Here is a 19,565-nt window from a genome sequence, read left to right on the forward strand (position 1 = left end):
TAATTCGCAATCTTGCATTTAAAAAACCGTTGCACCCCATAAGCTGCAACGGTTTTTTTAATTACCATTTTCCACAGAAGATCAATCAACATCACGCATCTTTAAGTGCCTGATCTAAAGCACGCATAATTTGGCGTTTGGTCGCAAAGAAACGACTAAACAAACTCGACACCGATGCCATAACACTGACATGCCCTGTTTTTGGAATGACAATAATTTCACTATGATTGCCATATTTCTTTAATACGTGGTCGAAGTCTGTGGCATTACTTGCCCCCACAATTTGATCTTTTTCTGCCACCAATAAATAGTGTTTGACTGAATTCGGCTCCACAAAATAATACGGCATCACATCCTGATACGGCACCTCTTGATCAAAGGCATCGGCACATAGCGGATCATCCTTATAATCAAAATGATAAGGCCCTGCCAAACCAATAATCGCACGAATGTGATCTTTACAGCTTAAAGCATAGGGCTGGGGATGGTACAACAAGGACATCACATTAAATGCCCCAGCCGAATGTCCCATCAATACCACCTGTGCCGTAGAAATACCCAGTTTGTGTTGCTGCTGAGTCAAGTAATTCAGTGCAAGGGTTAAATCATCAATATAGGTGGGAAAAATATGCTGTGGCGCGAGTTGATAGTTCATCACCGCAACATCAAAGCCTTCTTTTGCAAAAGCTTCGCCCACAAAACGATAATCCTGCTTATCGCCACGTGACCATGCCCCACCATGCACAAACACCATGAGTGGACACTGCGGGCGTGGTGTTGTAGTGCGGTACAAATCCAGACGATGTCGCGCACGTAAACCATAAGCAATATTGCTTTGAACGGTATAACCCTGACGTGGGGTTAAACGGTTCAGCGCATAGCTGCCCAAACTATACAGGCGAAATTCTTCATAAATACGTTTCGCCTGTTCTAAAGTTTTATTCAGTTGTTTAAACCAGTGTTCCACATTATTGAACATGTGTCGGTTCAACCTGATCTGGGTCAATCGCGACTGGCGTTTGTGTTTCTGGAGCAACCATTGGGCTGACAAAGTTCGCATTGTTGCTCGGTTGTAGCTCAATATTATCAATCAGGGTAATAATTTTAGTGACATTGCCCACTTGTTGTAGCACTTGGTTTAAATCCTGCAATTCTGCATTGTTTAAACGTCCCATCACATACAACACACCATCTTCGGTATGAATACGCACTTTGCTGTCTGACACCACAGGTGCTTTCATAATCAAACCACGGGTATTTGCAGTAACCGTGGTGTCCTGCATAATGGTGCTATAGCTGATTTGATTACCCACTGTAATATAATTGTGGATGGTTTTTACATCACTCATGGCACGCACATTGTCTTCTGCCAACTGTTTTAAATGCGCGTCAGGCACTTGCCCTGTCAACAACACATTGCCATGAAAACTTTCTATATTGACACGTGATTGTTTAAAACGTGAATCCAGTTTATATAAATTAATTTTTGCAGTACGTTCAATAGAGTTATCTATAAACACTTGCCCAAGTGAGCGTGCACCACTTTCTGTACCCACTGGCGCAGTGCCTGTGCCACTTGAAATAAAACTTGCACAACCCGATAAACTTGCTACACACAGCAAGGTCACTGCAATACGCTTGAACACTCAGCAAGACTCCTATTATTTTCTTTCAATTCTGGCTTGTGCTGTGCATTTCATCCTTAGATTTGCACAATCAACAATACACCGACTGATGCTTTTGCTTTAAATTTCACTCAAAGATTAATCAAGTCTGCATCAAAAGTAAAAGCATTTTCAATCCATTGCAAATCATACGGGAATTTGGAAAAGTCTTGCTGTACTGTTTTTGCAAATTGCTGAGAAAAATCAAAGCAAATCACATCAAAACGACAATAATATTCTGAATAGTGTGGATATTCTGTTAAAAACTGCATGGCGGTTTTCATAATTTTACGCTGCTTAGATGCAGACACCACTTCGTAGGCTTTGCCATAGCCAGTTTGCGAACGCGCTTTAACTTCTACAAAAATCAGTTGTTCTGCTTGAATAAAAATACCATCTATTTCACCAAAAACACTGTGATAATTCTGCTCCAGCATACGCCAACCGTGTTGATGTAAATATTGCCAAGCCGTCTGCTCTGCCCATGTGCCAATGCTTTGCTGCAGTGTTTTTTGATTCATGCTATATCCGATTTTTTTTATTTTGTTATGGTGCGCAATCGTAGTATTCGCTGAAGTGCGATGACGCGAGTTTCACACGCCCGACTGCAATTCAGGTAGAATAAGCGCTTGGTCTGTAACTTGTATCAGACGCAAGCCAATACTGCTGTTGTTTCGTGTTCCATCATTTTTATTTTAGTTTGCTATTTCCCACGGAGAAAACTCAATGAGTGCCCAGTTATTTGTTGTTGCTACCCCAATTGGTCACTTAGATGATATGAGCTACCGTGCAATTGATGTGCTCAAATCGGTCAGCCTAATTGCCGCTGAAGATACCCGCACCTCTGCACAATTAATGAAACATTTTAATATTTCAACTCCGCTTACAGCCTGCCATGAACACAACGAAAGCAACAAGATTGATATTTTAGTCCAAAAATTACTCAATGGCGAAGACATGGCGCTCATTAGCGATGCAGGTACACCACTGATTAGCGACCCAGGTTTTAAACTGGTTCGTGCAGCACAAGCCAATGGTATTCGTGTGATTCCTGTGCCGGGTGCATGTGCAGCCATTGCAGCGCTCAGTGCGGTTGGCTTACCAAGTGATCGCTTTAGTTTTCAGGGATTTCTCGCTTCTAAACAGTCACAGCGATTACAACAACTTGAAAAGCTAAAAAATGAAACCCAAACCCTGATTTTTTATGAAGCACCACATCGAATTTTAGATTCAGTGAAAGATATGGCTGCCGTGTTTGGTGCAGATCGCCCTGTTGGCTTTGCCCGTGAAATCACCAAAACCTTTGAAACCATTAAAAAAATGACTTTAGGTGAATTGGCTGAATTTATCGCAGCAGATCATCATCAACAAAAAGGTGAAATTGTATTGGTGGTGGGGGGAGCGAGCGAAGAAAAAGACATGGAACAAGAAAAATTAGATCAATTATTGCAGCGTTTGTTGCAAGATTTATCGGTAAAAGCAGCATCACAATTGGCGGCTGATCTAACAGGGATTAAAAAGAAAATTGCCTATCAACGTGCGTTGGAATTAAGCCAAGCAGCTGAATAAGCCGATTGAGCAATAACTGTGATGACGATCATCGCGCATAAAAAAAGCATCACCCTTTATACAAGGTGATGCTTTTTTATCTTGAAGTGATAAACATTAGAGCAGCCTGCATAGTAAGCATCCCGCCCTAACTCACTCAACAGTTCAACGAATAAATTCAATCAACAAGTTCAGCAAGCACGTTCAACAGATTAGTCGCGCGCAGACTCATCTGGTGGCACTTCGGTAATTTTTCCGCCACGCGCCAAGAATGCAGCCACTTCATCTTCCAATGCCTGACGCTGTTTTAGTTTGGCAGTTACAGTGAGAGTTTCTGCTTCTGCAAGATCACCATCTACAGCACCTTCTTCTGATTCTGCTGCACCTTTTTCAGCCGCTTTCGCTTCATCTTCGTCTACAGTTGAATCTTCTACATCATCGTAATCGTTCATGTCCGTCATCTTAATCTCCCCACAAATGACTTCAATTTAGTCCAAGTGAAAACTGGTTATGAATTACGATGAAATTTAGCAATCTCTTGGCCTTTCGCATAGAGTCTAGATTAAAAAAAACGTATCTTTTTTAACCAAATTCGTAATCAGGTATGTATGACCGTACAAAAAACGACTGTTTTGCTTTAAACCGCGTAGCGTGTGTCTTTAAGCAGGCTTAATCCACTGGCTTGTGACATAAAGGCATCTTTTAACGCAGGCAGCTGCTCCACCTGTTTTAAACCAAAGTTACGTGCCCACACCACAGGGAATAAAGTGGTGGTTTCCATCCAGCCAATCGCAGACATACTATGCATCATGGCATCATTTTGTCCTTTACGACGATGCTCGTAACGCTTTAAAGTTTGCTCATGCGCCCAAACACCACGTTTGAAATCATGCAACAACACATCGCACAGTACGGCTGCATCCAGACAACCAATATTCACGCCCTGCCCTGCAAGCGGATGAATTACATGCGCGGCATCACCAATAAGTGCCAAACCATCTTGCACATAACGCTGCGCTGCACGTGCTTTCAGTGGGAAAATAGCACGTGGGGTTGCCTCTAAGACTTCCCCAAGCATGTGATGACTTTCACGAGTCAAAAGTTGGGTAAAGTCGTCATCATTCAGTTTGGCATATTCTTCGGCATAGTCATCAGGCAAAGTCCAAACAATCGACTGCCAATGCCCTTCCTGCTCGGCGTGTAAACTTGCCATCGGTAAATAGGCCAAAGGACCAGTTTCTAAGAAAATTTGACGTGCAACATGCTGATGCGGCTGCGCAGTACGAATTGCACAGGTTAGACCTGCCTGACGATAATCCAACACATCAAAATCAATAAAGGCTTGTTCGCGCACAAAGGAGTTAGCACCATCTGCGCCAATGACTAGCTTAGTCTGTAATTGTGTACCATCGGCCAAATAAATGTGCCAAACGCCAACACCACGCTCTAAACGGGTCACTTTGACTTGCGTTCGATAATCTTGCACTTGTTGCAACATTTGCTGCTGAATCGCTAGATTTAAAATGCTTGGCTCGACCATTGAACCCAGAGCCTGCTCAATAGCGGGTGTACGTTCGTTACTTGCCCCAAAGTTAATTTCGCCATAGCCATTTTTATTCCAAACCTGCATGCCGCTATACGGCATATGTCGCGCCAGTTTAGACCAGACATTGACTGTTTTTAACAGGTGGATGGTGGCCTGACTTAAAGCCAATACACGCGGATTGGCAACTGCAAGGGTTTTCTCTGCATCTAAAATAGGTGCGGCATCTAAAACTGTAGCCTGCACACCCCCTTGTGCCAATAAAAGTGCAGTTAAGCCTCCCACCAAGCCGCCACCAATAATGACGACATCTAACACTTGCGTTTGTTGATTTGCTGTGATCATGCTTTTAACCCCATGGCATAATTGGCGACCAAAGGTTTAATGCCTGGAATGGTATCAAACGCGACTAAGCCTGTATTACGCATAAATTTCAGGATTGGGTTTTGATTGCTAAATCCACGTACCACGCTGTCACAGAATTTAATGACTCGCTGTTGATCTTTCAAACGCGATTGTTCATAGTCACGCAGCATTGCAGCATCGCCTAAATCTGCTGACTGTGCCGCCTGTTCGGTGAGATAACGCAATAATACGTAAGCATCTCGCATACACAAGTTAAAGCCCTGCCCTGCGACTGGGTGAATGGTATGCGCTGCATTACCCATCAGTACAACGCGACCAACCGCCTGTTTTTCTGCCAGAACTTGTGACAATGGAAAACTAAAACGACGTCCTGTTTTTTCAAACTTCCCTGCACGATCACCATAGGCTTGTTGCAAGGCATTTAAAAAGTGTTGATCATTTTCATCGCCCATCCATTCATGTTCTGTCCCTTTTGGCACAGGCCACACCACGGAACGGCGATATTCACCTGGCAGGGGCAGCAACGCCAAAGGCCCTAAGTGACTAAAACGCTCAAAACCCACATGCGCATGCGGCTTGGAGGTTTGCACTGTGGTCACAATCGCTACTTGGTCATAATCATGTTCCGATGCACCAATGCCCAAGGCTTTACGGCAGAAAGAATCACGACCATCGGCAGCAATCAGTAGTTTGGCAGCAAGCTGTAATTGTTCCTGACCACGTACGGCTTCAATATAGGCAAAATCTGTATCTTGTTTAAGACTGGTGACCTGCACACCATCAATCAATTCAATCAAAGGTTGTTTACGCACTTCGGTCAGTAACACCCGACCTAACCATGCATTTTCAATCACCTGACCAAAGCTTTCGACTTTTTCTTGTTCGGCCAATAAACGTGCCTTGCCAAAACTACCTTGTTCGGTAATTTGAACTTCTAAAATAGGCGTAGCATGTTCTTGCAAGGCATCCCATAAACCTAGCTCTTGGTAAATTTGTACGCTGCGACGCGACAAGGCACTGTTACGTGCATCAAAACTGGAATGATACGGCGCAAGGTTAGCATCATCATAATTGGGGTATTGAATCGCTTCTAGCAACTTTACTGCAATGTTTGACTTAGCCAACATCAAGGCTAAGCTTAGCCCGACCATACCACCGCCTACAATGATCACTTCTTGTTGCATGCCTTGATCCTTTTTATGAGGTATTCGACTTCAAAAGATTCAATCGAAATACGTATAATCTGTAATGGATTTTATCTTACCGCAAAGTCATTTATTTTTATAATAAATTAGTATTGAAGCTATGGAAGATGATTAGACTTCTTGCAAATGTCCGATTCAAACTATAATTATTAATCCCCCATCTTCTTGCTCCGAGCCATGCATGACACAAGAGAAGATATATTCCATACTTAGTACTATTGATGGCTGATGATTGATTTTAGAATAAGCTCAACGATAAAAATGATCTCACATAATGGTTATTATACAAACTATCTTTGTAATGCATATTGCATTACAATATTTCCATACATTCAATAACTGAGAGAAGTGATGGCTACTGTTAATTTCAGGGTCGATGAAGCCCTTAAAGAAAAATCTTATTCTATTCTTAAAGAACAAGGTATCTCACCTACCGATTTCTTTACCAATATTCTTGAATATGTGGCAACGACTGGAAAGCTTCCAGTACAGAAAGCGTTGCTTTCAGAAGAAGATGCTGAACTATTGGCACTTGTCCGTAAACGCATGAATGATCCTAAAGAGATGTTCGAGGAAGTCACATTAGATGACTTATAATCTTTTACGTCATAAGGACTTCACTGCAGAATGGGAAAAGCTTCCGAGTGCTATCCGCGACCAATTCAAGAAAAAATTAGCCAAAGTCATTGAGCAGCCACATATTCCAAAGAACATGCTTAAAGGTGATCTTGCTGGCTGCTATAAAATCAAATTATTAAAAGCGGGTGTCCGACTTATTTATCAGGTCAAAGATGATCAGGTCGTTATTTTGCTCATTACCGTTGGAAAGCGTGCTGATAACATTGTTTATGATGAAGCAAAAAAGCGGATCAAAGACTAAAAATTATTTACATACTCAAAATTTACACGCGCTTTCTAATAAAAAAGCTGATCACTTGACCAGCTTTGATTAGACCCAATTAAGCAGATTTAGCTTTTGCCATCAATGCTTCAATCTCTTCTACGGTTTTCACCACTTTTGAAGTCAGATTCAATGGCCCGTTCGCAGTCGCAACAATATCATCTTCAATACGGATACCTATACCACGCCATTTAGCATCTACCGTTTCATCATCGGGTGCAATGTATAGACCCGGTTCAACGGTCACCACCATACCTTCTTCATAAACACGCCAGTCTTCACCGTGTTTATAGCTGCCGACATCATGCACATCCATGCCCAACCAATGCCCTGTACCGTGCATATAAAACTGGCGATAACTTTCCGAAGCAATAATTTCTTCTAAATTGCCCTGCATAATGCCTAGATCAAGCAAACCTTGCACCAAAATACGCACCGCAACATGGTGTGGTTCTTTATAGGAGTTACCAATTTGTACAGCTTCAATTGCTGCAATTTGCGCATCCAATACAATGTTATACAGTGCTTTTTGTTCTGGACTGAATTGACCATTCACGGGAAAAGTACGGGTAATATCTGAGGCATAGCACTGATATTCACAGGCTGCATCAATCAGGACTAAATCGCCATCTTTAAGCACTTTGTCATTTTCGACATAATGCAAAATGCAGGCATTTTCACCACCACCGACAATACTGTTATAGGCAGGTACGCAGCCATTTTTACCAAAAATATAATTCAGTTCAGCTTCTAGCTCATATTCCATCATGCCTGCTTTTACTGTTTGCATGGCACGAGTATGTGCTTCTGCACTAATATTTGAAGCAATTTGCATCAGTTCCAATTCAGACTCAGTTTTATGCAAACGCATTTCATCCAGCAAACGATCTAACTGAACAATTTTGGCAGGTGCAGTATTGCCTTGACGATGTTGTGCATCAGCTTGTTGGTTCCATGCCGCAACACGTACATCAAATTCAGTCTGATGCCCCAAGCGATAGTACAACGTGTCTTTATTGACAATTTTGGCGATGATTTCTGCATCTAATTGCGCAATTGCAAAAGACTCATCTGCCTCAAACAGCTCAATTGCACCTTCTAAACCTGCGCGATAACCATTCCAGATTTCCATTTCACGGTTACGTTCACGGCAGAACAACGTGTAGGTATAACCTTCATCAATTGATTCATAGGTTTCAATTACCGCAACTGCTTCAGGTTCAGCAAAACCTGTTAAATAGAAAAAACTGCTGTCGGCACGATATTTATAATCTGCATCACGATTACGCATTGCCACAGGACTGGTTGCAATAATTGCGACACTATTGGGTCCCATCAGTTCTGCAAGTTGATCACGACGTTCTTTAAATTCGACTTGAGTCAGTTTTTTCATAAATACGGTCTACATATATAAAATGATGAAAATATGATTGTTGTAATGACTTAAAGCACCTTACACCGACTTAACTTAGGCACACAACGCCCGATTAACTCGGACGGTGTGGCGTAAACATTTCAACAACAGCACTTGCGTTTTGTGTTGTTTGTACGGTTTGTTGACGCGACTTAGCATGTAAGTTTTGCAATAAAGAGCTTTCTTCTACAGGCACTTTTTTACGTCCTACAGATAAACTCACAGGAATCAAACGTACAAATTCATACAATTCCTGATAGCTTTCTTCGCCTTCTTCATCATTGTCTGAATCTTCAAATTCAACCGCAGCGACATCTTGTAAATGCTCAATCAGTTCGATTTCATCTGAACGAATATGCCCAGAAGCTAAACCAAACCCAAGCACGACGCCTGCACACCAATCCGCCAAAGCTTGCACACGTTCTTGTAAAAGATGTTCATCATCTGGCAACAACGGCAAATGATCCAACTCATCTTCAGACAAGGCATGTGCGACATCTTCTGATTCATCGGTTAAAAGTGAGAGTGCGGCTGGCTCTAATTCTGGCACATTTAAAGTTTCTAAAATCTGCTGCCATTCGGTTTCGGTTGGTGCATTTGTCACACAAACTATACCTGTCAGCAAGCCATGTAACTCACTTGGGCTTGAAATTTCTTCAATGTTAGAAAAATTGCGGAACCATTCCGACCAACCTGAAATATCGTCTTGCATTCGTTTATCCAATCTCTATACTTCGTATATATTACCTTTGTTTGCAATACTGTGCGACCACGATATGTTAGAAGAATTACAGCGTCTACAAGCGTATATTGGTGTTTTAAAAACACGAATTAATCATTATGAAAGTGAAAATGCCGCCCTCAGCACAGCCAAGCAAACTGCTGAGGAACAGCATCATGCTCAAATTGTTCAAAGAAACGGCATCATTACTGCCAAGCAAGATGAAATTGAGAATCTGACTGAGCAATTAAGCAGCACGCAAGCGCAATTACAGCAGTTAAATCAAGATGCGACAGCACTGGCAGACCGTTACAGTCGTTTGGAAAAAAGCTGTACTGATTTGAAAAACCGCTTTCAGGAAATTTTGGCTGAGCGCAATGAATTACGCATTTTAAAAGAAAAAATGCTGAATGATCAGCGTTTAAATCAGCACGAAATTCAGACACTCAAACAAGAACGTGAAAGATTGTTACAAAAAAATGAGCATGCAAAAGCCAAAGTGGAAGCCATTATTCAGCGTCTTGCAATTTTAGGTACAGCTCAAGATCATCATGCGCAAGAAATTCAACAACTTGCCCACCCTGCCGAAGTGAGTGAGGAAGGTTAATATGTCAGTTCAAATTCCAATTGATTTACGTGTTTTAGGACATAGTTTCCGTTTAGCCACAACTGAAGAAAAAAGAGAAGATTTAGAGCGTGCGGCACAATTATTGAATGAACGCTATGATGAGTTTCGTCGTAAAGCGCCCAATATGGAACCGAGCAAACTGATTATTGTGGTGGCTTTAGAGTTGATGCAAGAGGTTCTTTCTATGAATAAATCTTTGCAGCATTATGAGCATTGTGAGCGTTTACTCAGCACCATTTTGCAAGAAGTTGAAGCCCTTACTTAAGTGGTGTTTTTTTGACTTAAGTTTGCATAAAGGCTATGCAAACAAGCTCTATCTTTATAGTTAATTCGTGAACATGAGTTGCCAAGCAACTTAGATGGGTTATACTAATTCTAACTCTGAGGTGTTCGCCAGCGAGTCTATATCCCTGCCGATACTTTAATCTTAGGATTGTGTTCTGCATATTTAGAGCGTATGCCCATCTCGTATGGGAAACCCAGCAAGTATGCGTCGCGTCCGCCTTGAACTTTTTCGGGTTCAGGGTAACGACATGCAGCGGCATCTTCGGAGCTATTTATTTTTAAATATCTAAAAATAAAATGTCTAAAAAATATAAAATCGTTTAGAAAAATGTATCAGCAGAAACCTTAAACCGCTCAGACAGCGCTTTAATATGACGAATATTCAACTGGCGTTTGCCGCTTAAAATCTCCGAAATCACAGATTGAGTTGCAACCTCTGCCAAGTCAGATTGACCTAATCCATGTTGCGCCATCAAAAAAGCTAAAGCAGCACGACCATCTCCATGAGGAATAGGCAGGTGTTCATTTTCATAAACAGAAACCAAGTCACCGAGTTGATGAATCAGCCCCATTAAAGGATGCGTTTCATCATCACCAACAATATCTAAAAGCTCATCTAAAGCCTCGACAAGTGCATGAAAATCTTTTTCATTTTCTGGTTTACTCAGCAAAGGAGCAACGTAGTGCCAGTGATCTACAGCCTGTTTAATCATTGCGTTCATACTAATCCTCCTTCCAATGACCTTTGTCATATTCTTTATGGGATAACACATGACGAATATACACACGCTTTGCCTGATACATCACAACAGCAATAAGTCGAATCTTATTCCCACCAATATCGAATACATGAAACTTTCCAACTTTATCAACTGCTGGAAATAACTGCTTCATTTCGGCAAAGTCTTTCGGATCATTTGCCTTAATAATTCGATACCAACCATCGAGTGCTGTTTCAGCCTGTGGCCACTTGTGCATTGCCTCTATAATTCTAGCGTGGGTGATCACATGCATAATATTTTATCGCATTTTGCTATAAATCAAGTATAAACTGATTATCGCATATTGCAATATTTTATAGCGAATTAAACAAACTCAGTTTCACCAACTTGATGATAGTGACGATTAAAATAAACCAACGCCTGATCTTGTTGATTTTTTTGAATAGCAACAATTGGGCAAATAAAAATAGTATGCGTCCCCACTTCTTGAATTTGTGAAATTTCACAATCAAAACTGACCAATGCATTTTTTAATATAGGAGCACCTGTTTCCAAAGCTGCCCATTCAGCCTGCTTAAAACGCTCATCGGAACTCAATTTTGATGAGGCAAATGCATTAGAAAGATGTTCTTGTTCTGCATTTAGCACATTCACACACAGCACTTTATTCTCTAAAAAACTGAGATGAGAACGCGATGATTTGTTCATACACACCAATAATGTTGGCGGTGTATCTGTCACGCTACATACCGCAGATGCAGTAAAACCATGACGTCCTGCATCTCCCATTGTCGTCACTACATTGACTGCACTTGATAAGAAAGACATTGCATTTTTGAAGTCTGTTGCTTTAACCATCACCGTATTCCAACACTCAACTTTTTTAGAAAGTTCAAAGGATGCTTTTTGCCTGAAAAAGCATCCCTGATTCACTTAACTTAAATTCACTTGGCTTGAATTCACTTCGCCTGATCGAACGCTTAACTAGATAATTCTTGGCGAATAATCTTCGTACCAGCAGCCAAAGCCTGTAACTTGCCTCGTGCAACCTGACGACTCAATGGTGCCATTCCACAGTTAGTCGATGGGTACAACTTGTTAGCATCGACAAATTGCAATGCTTTGCGCAATGTATCTGCAACTTCATCGGCTGTTTCAATCGTATTCGTTGCGACATCAATCGCACCCACCATCACCTTTTTACCACGGATAAGTTCAAGCAAATCCATCGGAACACGTGAGTTGTGACATTCCAGTGAGATAATATCCAAATTAGACTGCTGTAGTTTTGGGAAAACTGCTTCGTATTGACGCCATTCTGAGCCGAGTGTTTTTTTCCAATCGGTATTGGCTTTAATGCCATAGCCATAGCAAATATGCACGGCTGTTTCACATTTCAAACCTTCTAACGCGCGCTCTAATGTTGCCACGCCCCAGTCATTCACCTCATCAAAAAACACATTAAACGCAGGTTCATCAAACTGGATGATATCCACGCCTGCTGCTTCAAGTTCACGCGCTTCCTGATTCAGGATTTTGGCAAATTCCCACGCCAGTTTTTCACGGCTCTTGTAGTGCGCATCGTATAAAGTATCAATCATGGTCATAGGACCAGGCAGCGCCCATTTGATGGGTTGATCTGTCAGTGAACGCAGGAATTTGGCATCTTCAACAAAGACTGGTTTTTGCCTAGAAACTGCACCCACCACAGAAGGGACACTGGCATCATAACGATCACGAATTTTGACTGTTTCACGTTTTTCAAAATCGACACCTTCAAGGTGTTCAATAAAGGTGGTGACAAAATGCTGACGGGTTTGCTCCCCATCACTCACAATATCAATCTCTGCTTGCTGTTGTTCATGCAGTGATAGACGTAGCGCATCTTGTTTTGCGTCCAGTAATTCTTGCCCTGTTAATTTCCAAGCTGACCAAAGCTTTTCAGGTTCTGCGAGCCACGAAGGTTTAGGTAAACTGCCAGCCGTTGAGGTCGGTAATAAAATAGCCATTTTGAATCTTCTATCTGTATTTTAAGTTAAGCAACACGTTCTTGATTGGCAGCATGTAGCGGCACGAACTTGGCAGCCCATTGTTCAAGAATATCTTGATAAGGCTTGATAAAGTTTTCTTCAGTCCATTTGCCCTGCTTGACTGCCAACTGACCTCGCTCAACACGGTCATATACAACTTGGGTTAATGAATAATCCTGATAATTCAAACTTGGCTGATAGACCTCGCCTGCAGGTGAGTTGGTGTTATAAATTTCAGGACGATAAATTTTCTGGAAACTTTCCATAGTACTGATGGCACTGATCAACTCAAAATCTGTGTAATCATGCAGTAAATCGCCAGAAAAATAGAACGCAAGCGGTGCATTGCTATTTTCAGGTTTGAAGTAACGCACGGTTAAACCCATTTTTTCAAAATAGTCATCGGTTCGTGAATATTCATCATTTTTATATTCTGTACCTAAGACAGGATGCACATTGGTCGTACGATAATAAGTTTTTGTGGTTGATACGCTCAGGCAAATCACAGGTTGTTTTTGAAACTCAGCTTGGAACACTGCTGAACTGACCAAATGCTGATAAAGCTTGCCATGTAAATCACCAAAACTTTCAGGCTTTTCATTTACTTTGCAGCCTAATGCTGGCAAGACCACACTAAAATCATAATCACGAACATACGATGAAAAACTGTTGCCAATCATGCCTTCAATACGTTCATTTGTTTGATGATCTGTGATCGTACTTTTTAGCATTTCAATGAATGGAAAAGTTTTGCCATTTCCTTCAATATCAATTTCTGCAGAAATAATGTCGATTTCAAGCGAATAACGATCACCTTTTGGGTTATCGCAAGATGCCAGCGAGTTAAAACGATTATTGATCATCGCTAAAGTTCTGCGTAAATTTTCCTGACGGCTTTCACCACGCGCCAAATTTGCAAAATTGGTGGTTAAACGCGTGTTGTTAGCAGGTTCATAGTTTTCGTCAAAACGAATACGTTTAATTGAACAGGTGAATGGCTTTGTCATGATGATCTACTACCCAAATTTAAAAAGTTAAAATTTCTGAATGAGGGTATTTATACTGGAACGACAAAGTGAATAAAAATGATTTAACCTCAGTCCAAAGTGAATTTTATTCACCTTAATTTAAAATATGCAGCAAAACATCTAAAAATGATGGTTTTTCTGTTATCCCTTAAATTTAAAATTAAAATAAATATTTCAATAACAACAAGTTAAAACCAAAAAATATTTTTATTCCGATAAATATTGAAGAGTATATTTTAGAGGACAGCACATAGTTCATTCAGCAGATTTCAGCCCTGAATGAATGAAACTCAGCTTGAAGTTAGAAAATCTCAGCTTCTGATTGGCTTGGTTTAGCATCTTCGTGATCAAAATGTATTCAGTTGGTCACATCAAAAAACAACGAGAAAAAATCGGCAGGCAAAAAAATAGGTCAATTCGTCAGTTGACCAATTGACCTTACGATAAGCTCACACATTGGAGCTTCTTAGATGATGCAGTTTTATTGAACTTGTGCAGGAAAATCATCTTCTGCCAATGCAGCCGTAATTTGATCTACAGTTGCAGTGCTTTCCACGGTCACAATTTTAGTCGCTAAATCGACTTCAACTTTTGCAGCAGGATCAACATCTTGAATGGTTGCCGTGACACCACGTGCACAACCGCCACAAGTCATATTTTCAATCAATAGTTTCATTGCGAACTCCACACTTCTGCCTTTGTTGAACTGTAGTTTAAAGCTTACCATGCTGGCAAGGTCAAGCCTATTTTGGGCTAAAATTTACTTGACCTTACCATCGTGTCAATCTATATGCTAAACACATCCTCCAAATTATAGAGACGACCATGGACGCAAAACACCCAAATGCCTCTCCCTATCAGGAAACTTTGTCTATAGAAGGCATGACCTGTGCCTCATGTGTCGGGCGTGTCGAAAAAGCCTTAAAAAAAGTCGATGGTGTAGAAAAAGCTGAAGTGAATCTTGCAACAGAAAAAGCACTGATTCACGCATCGCAACCTTTAGACCGTGCACTGCTCATTAAGGCAGTGCAACGTGCAGGTTTTGATGTAGCTGCCATTCAACCAATCGAACTGTCTATTGATGGCATGACTTGTGCTTCGTGTGTAACACGTGTCGAAAAAGCCTTAAAGAAAGTGCCTGGTGTAGAACAAGCCAATGTCAATTTGGCGACTGAACATGCATGGATTCAGCCGAATGCCACTGTTTCTAGCCAAGACCTGATTCGAGCGATTCAAAAAGCAGGTTATGACGCCAAACTGCTGCAACACGACTCTAACGAACAACACGATAAAAAGAATCTGGAACAGCAACAACTGAAACGTGATTTAGTAATTTCACTGATTTTAGCCTTGCCTGTGTTTATTCTGGAAATGGGATCACACATGATTCCTGCCTTTCACATGTGGGTGATGCACAATATTGGGCAACAACAAAGTTGGTTGATTCAATTTGCTTTAACCACATTGGTGCTGCTGTTACCAGGACGTCGTTTTTATCAAAAAGGGATTCCAGCGCTGTTACGTTTTGCGCCTGATATGAACTCTTTGGTGGCGGTAGGAACTTTGGCTGCATACAGTTTTTCATTGGTGGCAACGTTTATGCCGCAGCTTTTACCAGAAGGCACAGTGCATGTTTATTATGAAGCTGCGGCAGTGATTGTCAGTTTAATTTTGCTAGGGCGCTATTTCGAAGCCAAAGCCAAAGGTCGCACTTCACAAGCCATTCAGCATTTAATTGGTATGCAAGCCAAAACTGCGCGTATTCATCGAGATGGTCAAATCATTGAAGTACCTGTGGCAGAAGTCAGTTCCAATACCATTGTCGAAATCCGCCCGGGTGAACGTATTCCTGTAGATGGTGAAGTAGTCGAAGGTCATAGTTATATAGATGAATCGATGATTACAGGTGAACCTGTTCCTGTGGCAAAACAAGTGGGCAATCAAGTTGTAGGCGGTACCATCAACCAAAATGGCACACTAAATATTCGTGCTACTGCCATTGGTGAAGCTTCGGTGTTGGCGCAAATTATTCGTATGGTCGAACAAGCGCAAGGCTCTAAATTACCTATTCAAGCCTTGGTGGATAAAGTGACCATGTGGTTTGTACCTGCCGTGATGTTATTGGCTGCACTTACTTTTATTGTGTGGTTTATTTTTGGTCCAGAACCTACCCTAACCTTTGGTTTAGTCAATGCAGTCGCTGTTCTAATTATTGCCTGCCCATGTGCGATGGGTTTAGCCACACCGACTTCAATTATGGTGGGAACAGGTCGTGGCGCAGAAATGGGCGTGCTGTTTCGTAAAGGCGAAGCTTTGCAGCTTTTGCAAGATGTTAAAGTGGTCGCGGTGGATAAAACAGGAACGCTCACCGAAGGCAAACCGATATTAACCGATTTTCATGTGCAATCGGGTTTTGATGCAGATCAGGTCTTTGCACTTTTGGCATCGGTAGAAGCGAAATCTGAGCATCCCATTGCACTGGCGATTGTGCAAGCTGCAACAGAAAAGCAAGTCAGTTTACTGCCTGTGACCGAGTTTGACAGCATCACAGGTTCAGGTATTGAAGCACTGGTGAATGGTCAACGTATTCAGATTGGTGCAGACCGTTATATGCAACAAATTGGGCTAGATGTTAGCGCTTTTAATGCAGAAGCTGCACGTTTAGGACAAGAAGGCAAAACACCCATTTATATGGCGATTGATCAACAACTGGCAGCCATTGTTGCCGTTGCAGACCCAATTAAAGACACGACTTTTGCTGCTATTGCGGCGTTGCATCAACTGGGTTTAAAAGTGGCGATGATTACGGGAGATAACCGACATACGGCTCAGGCAATTGCTGCACGTTTACAGATTGATCATGTGGTGGCCGAGGTTTTACCTGAAGGCAAGGTCGATGTTGTACGTGAATTACAACAGCAATTTGGACGTGTGGCTTTTGTGGGTGATGGTATTAATGATGCCCCTGCTTTGGCACAAGCCGATGTTGGAATTGCGATTGGTACAGGTACAGATGTTGCGATTGAAGCAGCCGAAGTTGTATTGATGTCGGGCAATTTACAAGGTGTGCCCAATGCAATTGCTTTGAGTAAAGCCACTATCCGCAATATTCGTCAAAATCTGTTTTGGGCATTTATTTATAATATTGCCTTGATTCCAATTGCTGCAGGCGTGCTATACCCGTTTGCAGGTATTTTGCTCTCGCCTATTTTTGCTGCGGGCGCGATGGCATTATCTTCAGTGTTTGTATTGGGTAATGCGCTCCGTTTAAAATATTTCCAAGCAGCACAGATTTAAATGCAACATACAAAAGGGTTTAGAAGATTGCTCTACGCCCTTTTTATGAGAGAAGTCACATGAATATTGGTCAAGCCTCTAAGCTATCGGGTATTTCCAGCAAAATGATTCGTTATTATGAGCAAATTGGTTTACTGGATACCGCCAAACGCTCTGCTTCGGGTTATCGGATTTATTCTGAGCAAGATTTAAAAACTTTGTCTTTTATTAAGCATGCACGGGATTTGGGGTTTTCTTCTGAGCAAATGAAAGAATTGCTAGGTTTATGGAAAAATGCTGACCGACAAAGTGCAGAAGTGAAGCAACTCACGCTTAAACATATTGAAACCTTAAAACAGAAGATTACGCAATTACAGGAAATGGCGAACTGGTTGCAAAGCTCTGCAGATCATTGCTCTGGCGATGAACAGGCAGATTGTGTGATTTTGAAAGATATTGAATTGGGGAAGTGATTTGGAATTAAGCTTCCCCCATTCAAACAAGACCTGACAGTTATCCACTTGTTAGAAACCATTGTTGTATCTGTCAGCTTAAATTTAACTTAGGAAATCTACATCCCTATCTTTTTAATACATAGCATAAAAAAACTCACACTTTGGGGAAGTGTGGGGGGAAACTTGGAATATCTGTTACTTTATGGGAGCGTATTATATATAAACACAATTTGAATTGATAGATATTCTAAACAATTTACGAGATAAATTTAACACTTTTTAAGAATCTCTCCGATAAACTGCACAACAATCAAGTTTTAGCACTATTCATTACGCATATTTTAGCGCGGTAATTCATACCCTTTTTCATTAATTAAACGAACCGCAGCATCACAGACTTCTGCATCATAAATTGTACCGTGTCCACGTATGACTTCTGCAAGTGCGACATCTACCCCTAATGCGAGGAGAAATAAATGACTTTAAGTCAAATACGTCTGGCGATACTAAGTCACGAGATAATTTAGGCATACTTTACCCTGCACCCAACCGATGAATGGTTTTTAGACTGACTTCGCTCACTACAGGTACGACAATATTCTGAAAAGACATCACGATATTTCCTATTTACTTGCAAGCCTGATTGAATCAATCTCTTTTATCATCTTACAAGCTATTGATCATTTTTTAAGGCATTTAAAGGTTGAAATTTAAGGAAATTTTATAAAAAACTCCAAGCTCAAACTCAAAAACCACATTACGACTTCATCTATTTTGTGAAATACCTCTCATTTTTAAACGATAAATTTTTTAGAATGATTTATGCTATATCACACATCAATAAACGAAAATTGAATAACAAGAGAGTTTGATCTATGCCACATTCTTACCACCTCGAAAAACACTATATTGAACGGTCTGGATGGTTACGTGCTGCAGTATTGGGTGCGAACGATGGGATCATTTCTGTGACCAGTTTGGTCGTGGGGATGGCAGCCAGTGGTGCATCTTCTCAAACATTGTTAATTACCTGTATTGCAGGCTTAATTTCGGGCGCTGCTTCTATGGCAGCAGGTGAATATATTTCGGTGAAATCTCAACAAGACATTGAACAAAATGACCTTGCGATGGAAGCACGCGAATTAAAAATCAATCCAGAGCATGAGCTAAAAGAACTCACCAATATTTATATGATTCGCGGTTTAGATGCCGAATTGGCAGAACAAGTCGCCATACAACTGACTGCACACAATGCTTTAGATGCTCATGCCCGTGACGAAATTGGTATTTTAGAACACACCTCAGCGCAGCCATTTATGGCAGCTTTTTCGTCGGCATTGGCATTTACTGTAGGTTCATTATTCCCGTTGGTGTCTATTTTACTCTTACCTGAACATCTGTTAGACAAAGGCGTGATGTTGGTCGGTGTAATCAGTCTAGGGGTTATGGGTGCGCTTGCCAGCTATGTCGGTGGCGCAAGTATGTGGAAAGGTGCATTGCGTGTCATGATCTGGGGTATTGTCGCCATGGTATTCAGTGCGTGGATTGGTTCAATGTTCCATGTCGCTGTGGCTTAAAATCTAGAAAACTCAGTATAAAAATCTGCCCTATCTTTGGATAAAAATATGTTCAGAGATAGGGCAAGCTTCAGAAATAACATGAATGAACAGCTTATCCATGCAAAGTTTATATCTCTAAAACTTCTATCTTCAAAGTTAATCAAATAAAACTACAACAGATTCAGCCCACAATTTTAAGTCAGTTTTAAGTTTCAAATTT

Annotated in this window: 22 protein-coding genes and 1 other RNA gene; 9 read left to right on the forward strand and 14 right to left on the reverse strand. The window is 41.2% G+C overall.

Annotated elements, in window-relative coordinates; genetic code table 11:
* Positions 1–91: 91 nt before the first annotated feature.
* The 3 genes from FTV52_RS07010 to FTV52_RS07020 form a co-directional block, all read right to left on the reverse strand.
* On the reverse strand, positions 92–979 hold the full coding sequence (locus tag FTV52_RS07010) for an alpha/beta hydrolase (RefSeq protein WP_104852296.1): 888 nt from the start codon (positions 977–979) through the stop codon (positions 92–94).
* Positions 969–1,646 (reverse strand): BON domain-containing protein, encoded by a 678-nt coding sequence (locus FTV52_RS07015; RefSeq protein ID WP_004972649.1) that lies wholly within the window; start codon positions 1,644–1,646, stop codon positions 969–971. The genes FTV52_RS07010 and FTV52_RS07015 overlap by 11 nt, the downstream gene beginning before the upstream one ends.
* A gap of 110 nt (positions 1,647–1,756) precedes the next feature.
* Positions 1,757–2,185: a YraN family protein gene (locus tag FTV52_RS07020; RefSeq protein WP_004972647.1), complete on the reverse strand. Its 429-nt coding sequence runs from the start codon at positions 2,183–2,185 to the stop codon at positions 1,757–1,759.
* Between the two features lie 205 nt (positions 2,186–2,390).
* On the opposite strand from FTV52_RS07020, the gene rsmI reads away from it, so the two are divergent.
* Positions 2,391–3,233 carry a 16S rRNA (cytidine(1402)-2'-O)-methyltransferase gene (gene rsmI, locus FTV52_RS07025; RefSeq protein ID WP_179990340.1) on the forward strand — a complete coding sequence of 281 codons (843 nt, stop codon included), beginning with the start codon at positions 2,391–2,393 and terminating at the stop codon, positions 3,231–3,233.
* A gap of 191 nt (positions 3,234–3,424) precedes the next feature.
* Here the strand turns inward: rsmI and FTV52_RS07030 are convergent, their stop codons facing one another.
* From FTV52_RS07030 to ubiH, 3 genes are all read right to left on the reverse strand, one after another.
* The gene (locus FTV52_RS07030; RefSeq protein WP_004972644.1) at positions 3,425–3,673 is read right to left on the reverse strand and encodes a hypothetical protein; all 249 of its coding nucleotides are present in this window, start codon (positions 3,671–3,673) and stop codon (positions 3,425–3,427) included.
* 176 nt (positions 3,674–3,849) lie between these two features.
* On the reverse strand, positions 3,850–5,100 hold the full coding sequence (locus FTV52_RS07035) for an FAD-dependent monooxygenase (RefSeq protein ID WP_154320491.1): 1,251 nt from the start codon (positions 5,098–5,100) through the stop codon (positions 3,850–3,852).
* On the reverse strand, positions 5,097–6,305 hold the full coding sequence (gene ubiH, locus FTV52_RS07040) for a 2-octaprenyl-6-methoxyphenyl hydroxylase (protein WP_179990342.1): 1,209 nt from the start codon (positions 6,303–6,305) through the stop codon (positions 5,097–5,099). Before ubiH ends, FTV52_RS07035 begins: the two co-directional genes overlap by 4 nt.
* A gap of 372 nt (positions 6,306–6,677) precedes the next feature.
* Here ubiH and FTV52_RS07045 point away from each other — a divergent pair, with 372 nt between their 5' ends.
* Positions 6,678–6,923: a type II toxin-antitoxin system RelB/DinJ family antitoxin gene (locus tag FTV52_RS07045; RefSeq protein ID WP_004970507.1), complete on the forward strand. Its 246-nt coding sequence runs from the start codon at positions 6,678–6,680 to the stop codon at positions 6,921–6,923.
* Positions 6,913–7,206, forward strand: coding sequence for a type II toxin-antitoxin system RelE/ParE family toxin (locus FTV52_RS07050; RefSeq protein WP_004970510.1), 294 nt, complete (start codon positions 6,913–6,915; stop codon positions 7,204–7,206). Before FTV52_RS07045 ends, FTV52_RS07050 begins: the two co-directional genes overlap by 11 nt.
* A gap of 79 nt (positions 7,207–7,285) precedes the next feature.
* Here the strand turns inward: FTV52_RS07050 and pepP are convergent, their stop codons facing one another.
* Positions 7,286–8,620, reverse strand: a complete 1,335-nt coding sequence (gene pepP, locus FTV52_RS07055) for a Xaa-Pro aminopeptidase (RefSeq protein WP_154320488.1) — start codon at positions 8,618–8,620, stop codon at positions 7,286–7,288.
* A 94-nt stretch (positions 8,621–8,714) separates the two neighbouring features.
* Positions 8,715–9,353, reverse strand: a complete 639-nt coding sequence (locus FTV52_RS07060) for a UPF0149 family protein (protein ID WP_179990344.1) — start codon at positions 9,351–9,353, stop codon at positions 8,715–8,717.
* A gap of 64 nt (positions 9,354–9,417) precedes the next feature.
* On the opposite strand from FTV52_RS07060, the gene FTV52_RS07065 reads away from it, so the two are divergent.
* The 3 genes from FTV52_RS07065 to ssrS all read left to right on the forward strand — a co-directional run bounded on the left by FTV52_RS07065 (position 9,418) and on the right by ssrS (position 10,548).
* Positions 9,418–9,969, forward strand: coding sequence for a hypothetical protein (locus FTV52_RS07065; protein WP_154320487.1), 552 nt, complete (start codon positions 9,418–9,420; stop codon positions 9,967–9,969).
* Between the two features lies 1 nt (position 9,970).
* On the forward strand, positions 9,971–10,255 hold the full coding sequence (locus tag FTV52_RS07070; RefSeq protein ID WP_004970518.1) for a cell division protein ZapA: 285 nt from the start codon (positions 9,971–9,973) through the stop codon (positions 10,253–10,255).
* Positions 10,256–10,365: 110 nt separating this feature from the next.
* Positions 10,366–10,548: non-coding RNA, 6S RNA (gene ssrS / locus FTV52_RS07075), on the forward strand.
* A gap of 47 nt (positions 10,549–10,595) precedes the next feature.
* On the opposite strand, the gene FTV52_RS07080 is transcribed toward ssrS, so the two are convergent.
* The 6 genes from FTV52_RS07080 to FTV52_RS07105 form a co-directional block, all read right to left on the reverse strand.
* Entirely contained in the window at positions 10,596–10,997 is a 402-nt protein-coding gene (locus FTV52_RS07080) for a type II toxin-antitoxin system HigA family antitoxin (RefSeq protein WP_004970519.1), read from the reverse strand.
* Between the two features lies 1 nt (position 10,998).
* Entirely contained in the window at positions 10,999–11,289 is a 291-nt protein-coding gene (locus FTV52_RS07085) for a type II toxin-antitoxin system HigB family toxin (protein ID WP_019836372.1), read from the reverse strand.
* A gap of 71 nt (positions 11,290–11,360) precedes the next feature.
* Complete coding sequence (locus FTV52_RS07090; protein WP_004970523.1) at positions 11,361–11,855, reverse strand: flavin reductase; 495 nt, start codon at positions 11,853–11,855, stop codon at positions 11,361–11,363.
* 122 nt (positions 11,856–11,977) lie between these two features.
* Positions 11,978–13,006: a methionine synthase gene (locus tag FTV52_RS07095; RefSeq protein ID WP_179988915.1), complete on the reverse strand. Its 1,029-nt coding sequence runs from the start codon at positions 13,004–13,006 to the stop codon at positions 11,978–11,980.
* Between the two features lie 26 nt (positions 13,007–13,032).
* Positions 13,033–14,034, reverse strand: a complete 1,002-nt coding sequence (locus FTV52_RS07100) for a putative oxygenase MesX (RefSeq protein WP_154320486.1) — start codon at positions 14,032–14,034, stop codon at positions 13,033–13,035.
* Positions 14,035–14,536: 502 nt separating this feature from the next.
* Positions 14,537–14,731: a heavy-metal-associated domain-containing protein gene (locus FTV52_RS07105; RefSeq protein ID WP_004970528.1), complete on the reverse strand. Its 195-nt coding sequence runs from the start codon at positions 14,729–14,731 to the stop codon at positions 14,537–14,539.
* A 149-nt stretch (positions 14,732–14,880) separates the two neighbouring features.
* On the opposite strand from FTV52_RS07105, the gene FTV52_RS07110 reads away from it, so the two are divergent.
* The 3 genes from FTV52_RS07110 (at position 14,881) to FTV52_RS07120 (ending at position 19,363) form a co-directional block, all read left to right on the forward strand.
* Positions 14,881–17,352, forward strand: coding sequence for a heavy metal translocating P-type ATPase (locus tag FTV52_RS07110; protein ID WP_179990346.1), 2,472 nt, complete (start codon positions 14,881–14,883; stop codon positions 17,350–17,352).
* Positions 17,353–17,411: 59 nt separating this feature from the next.
* Positions 17,412–17,804, forward strand: coding sequence for a Cu(I)-responsive transcriptional regulator (cueR, locus tag FTV52_RS07115; RefSeq protein ID WP_004970532.1), 393 nt, complete (start codon positions 17,412–17,414; stop codon positions 17,802–17,804).
* Between the two features lie 857 nt (positions 17,805–18,661).
* Positions 18,662–19,363: a VIT family protein gene (locus tag FTV52_RS07120; RefSeq protein ID WP_179990348.1), complete on the forward strand. Its 702-nt coding sequence runs from the start codon at positions 18,662–18,664 to the stop codon at positions 19,361–19,363.
* Positions 19,364–19,565 lie beyond the last annotated feature (202 nt).

This window comes from Acinetobacter sp. YH1901141 (assembly GCF_013416935.1).
In the GTDB taxonomy this organism is placed as follows: domain Bacteria; phylum Pseudomonadota; class Gammaproteobacteria; order Pseudomonadales; family Moraxellaceae; genus Acinetobacter; species Acinetobacter towneri.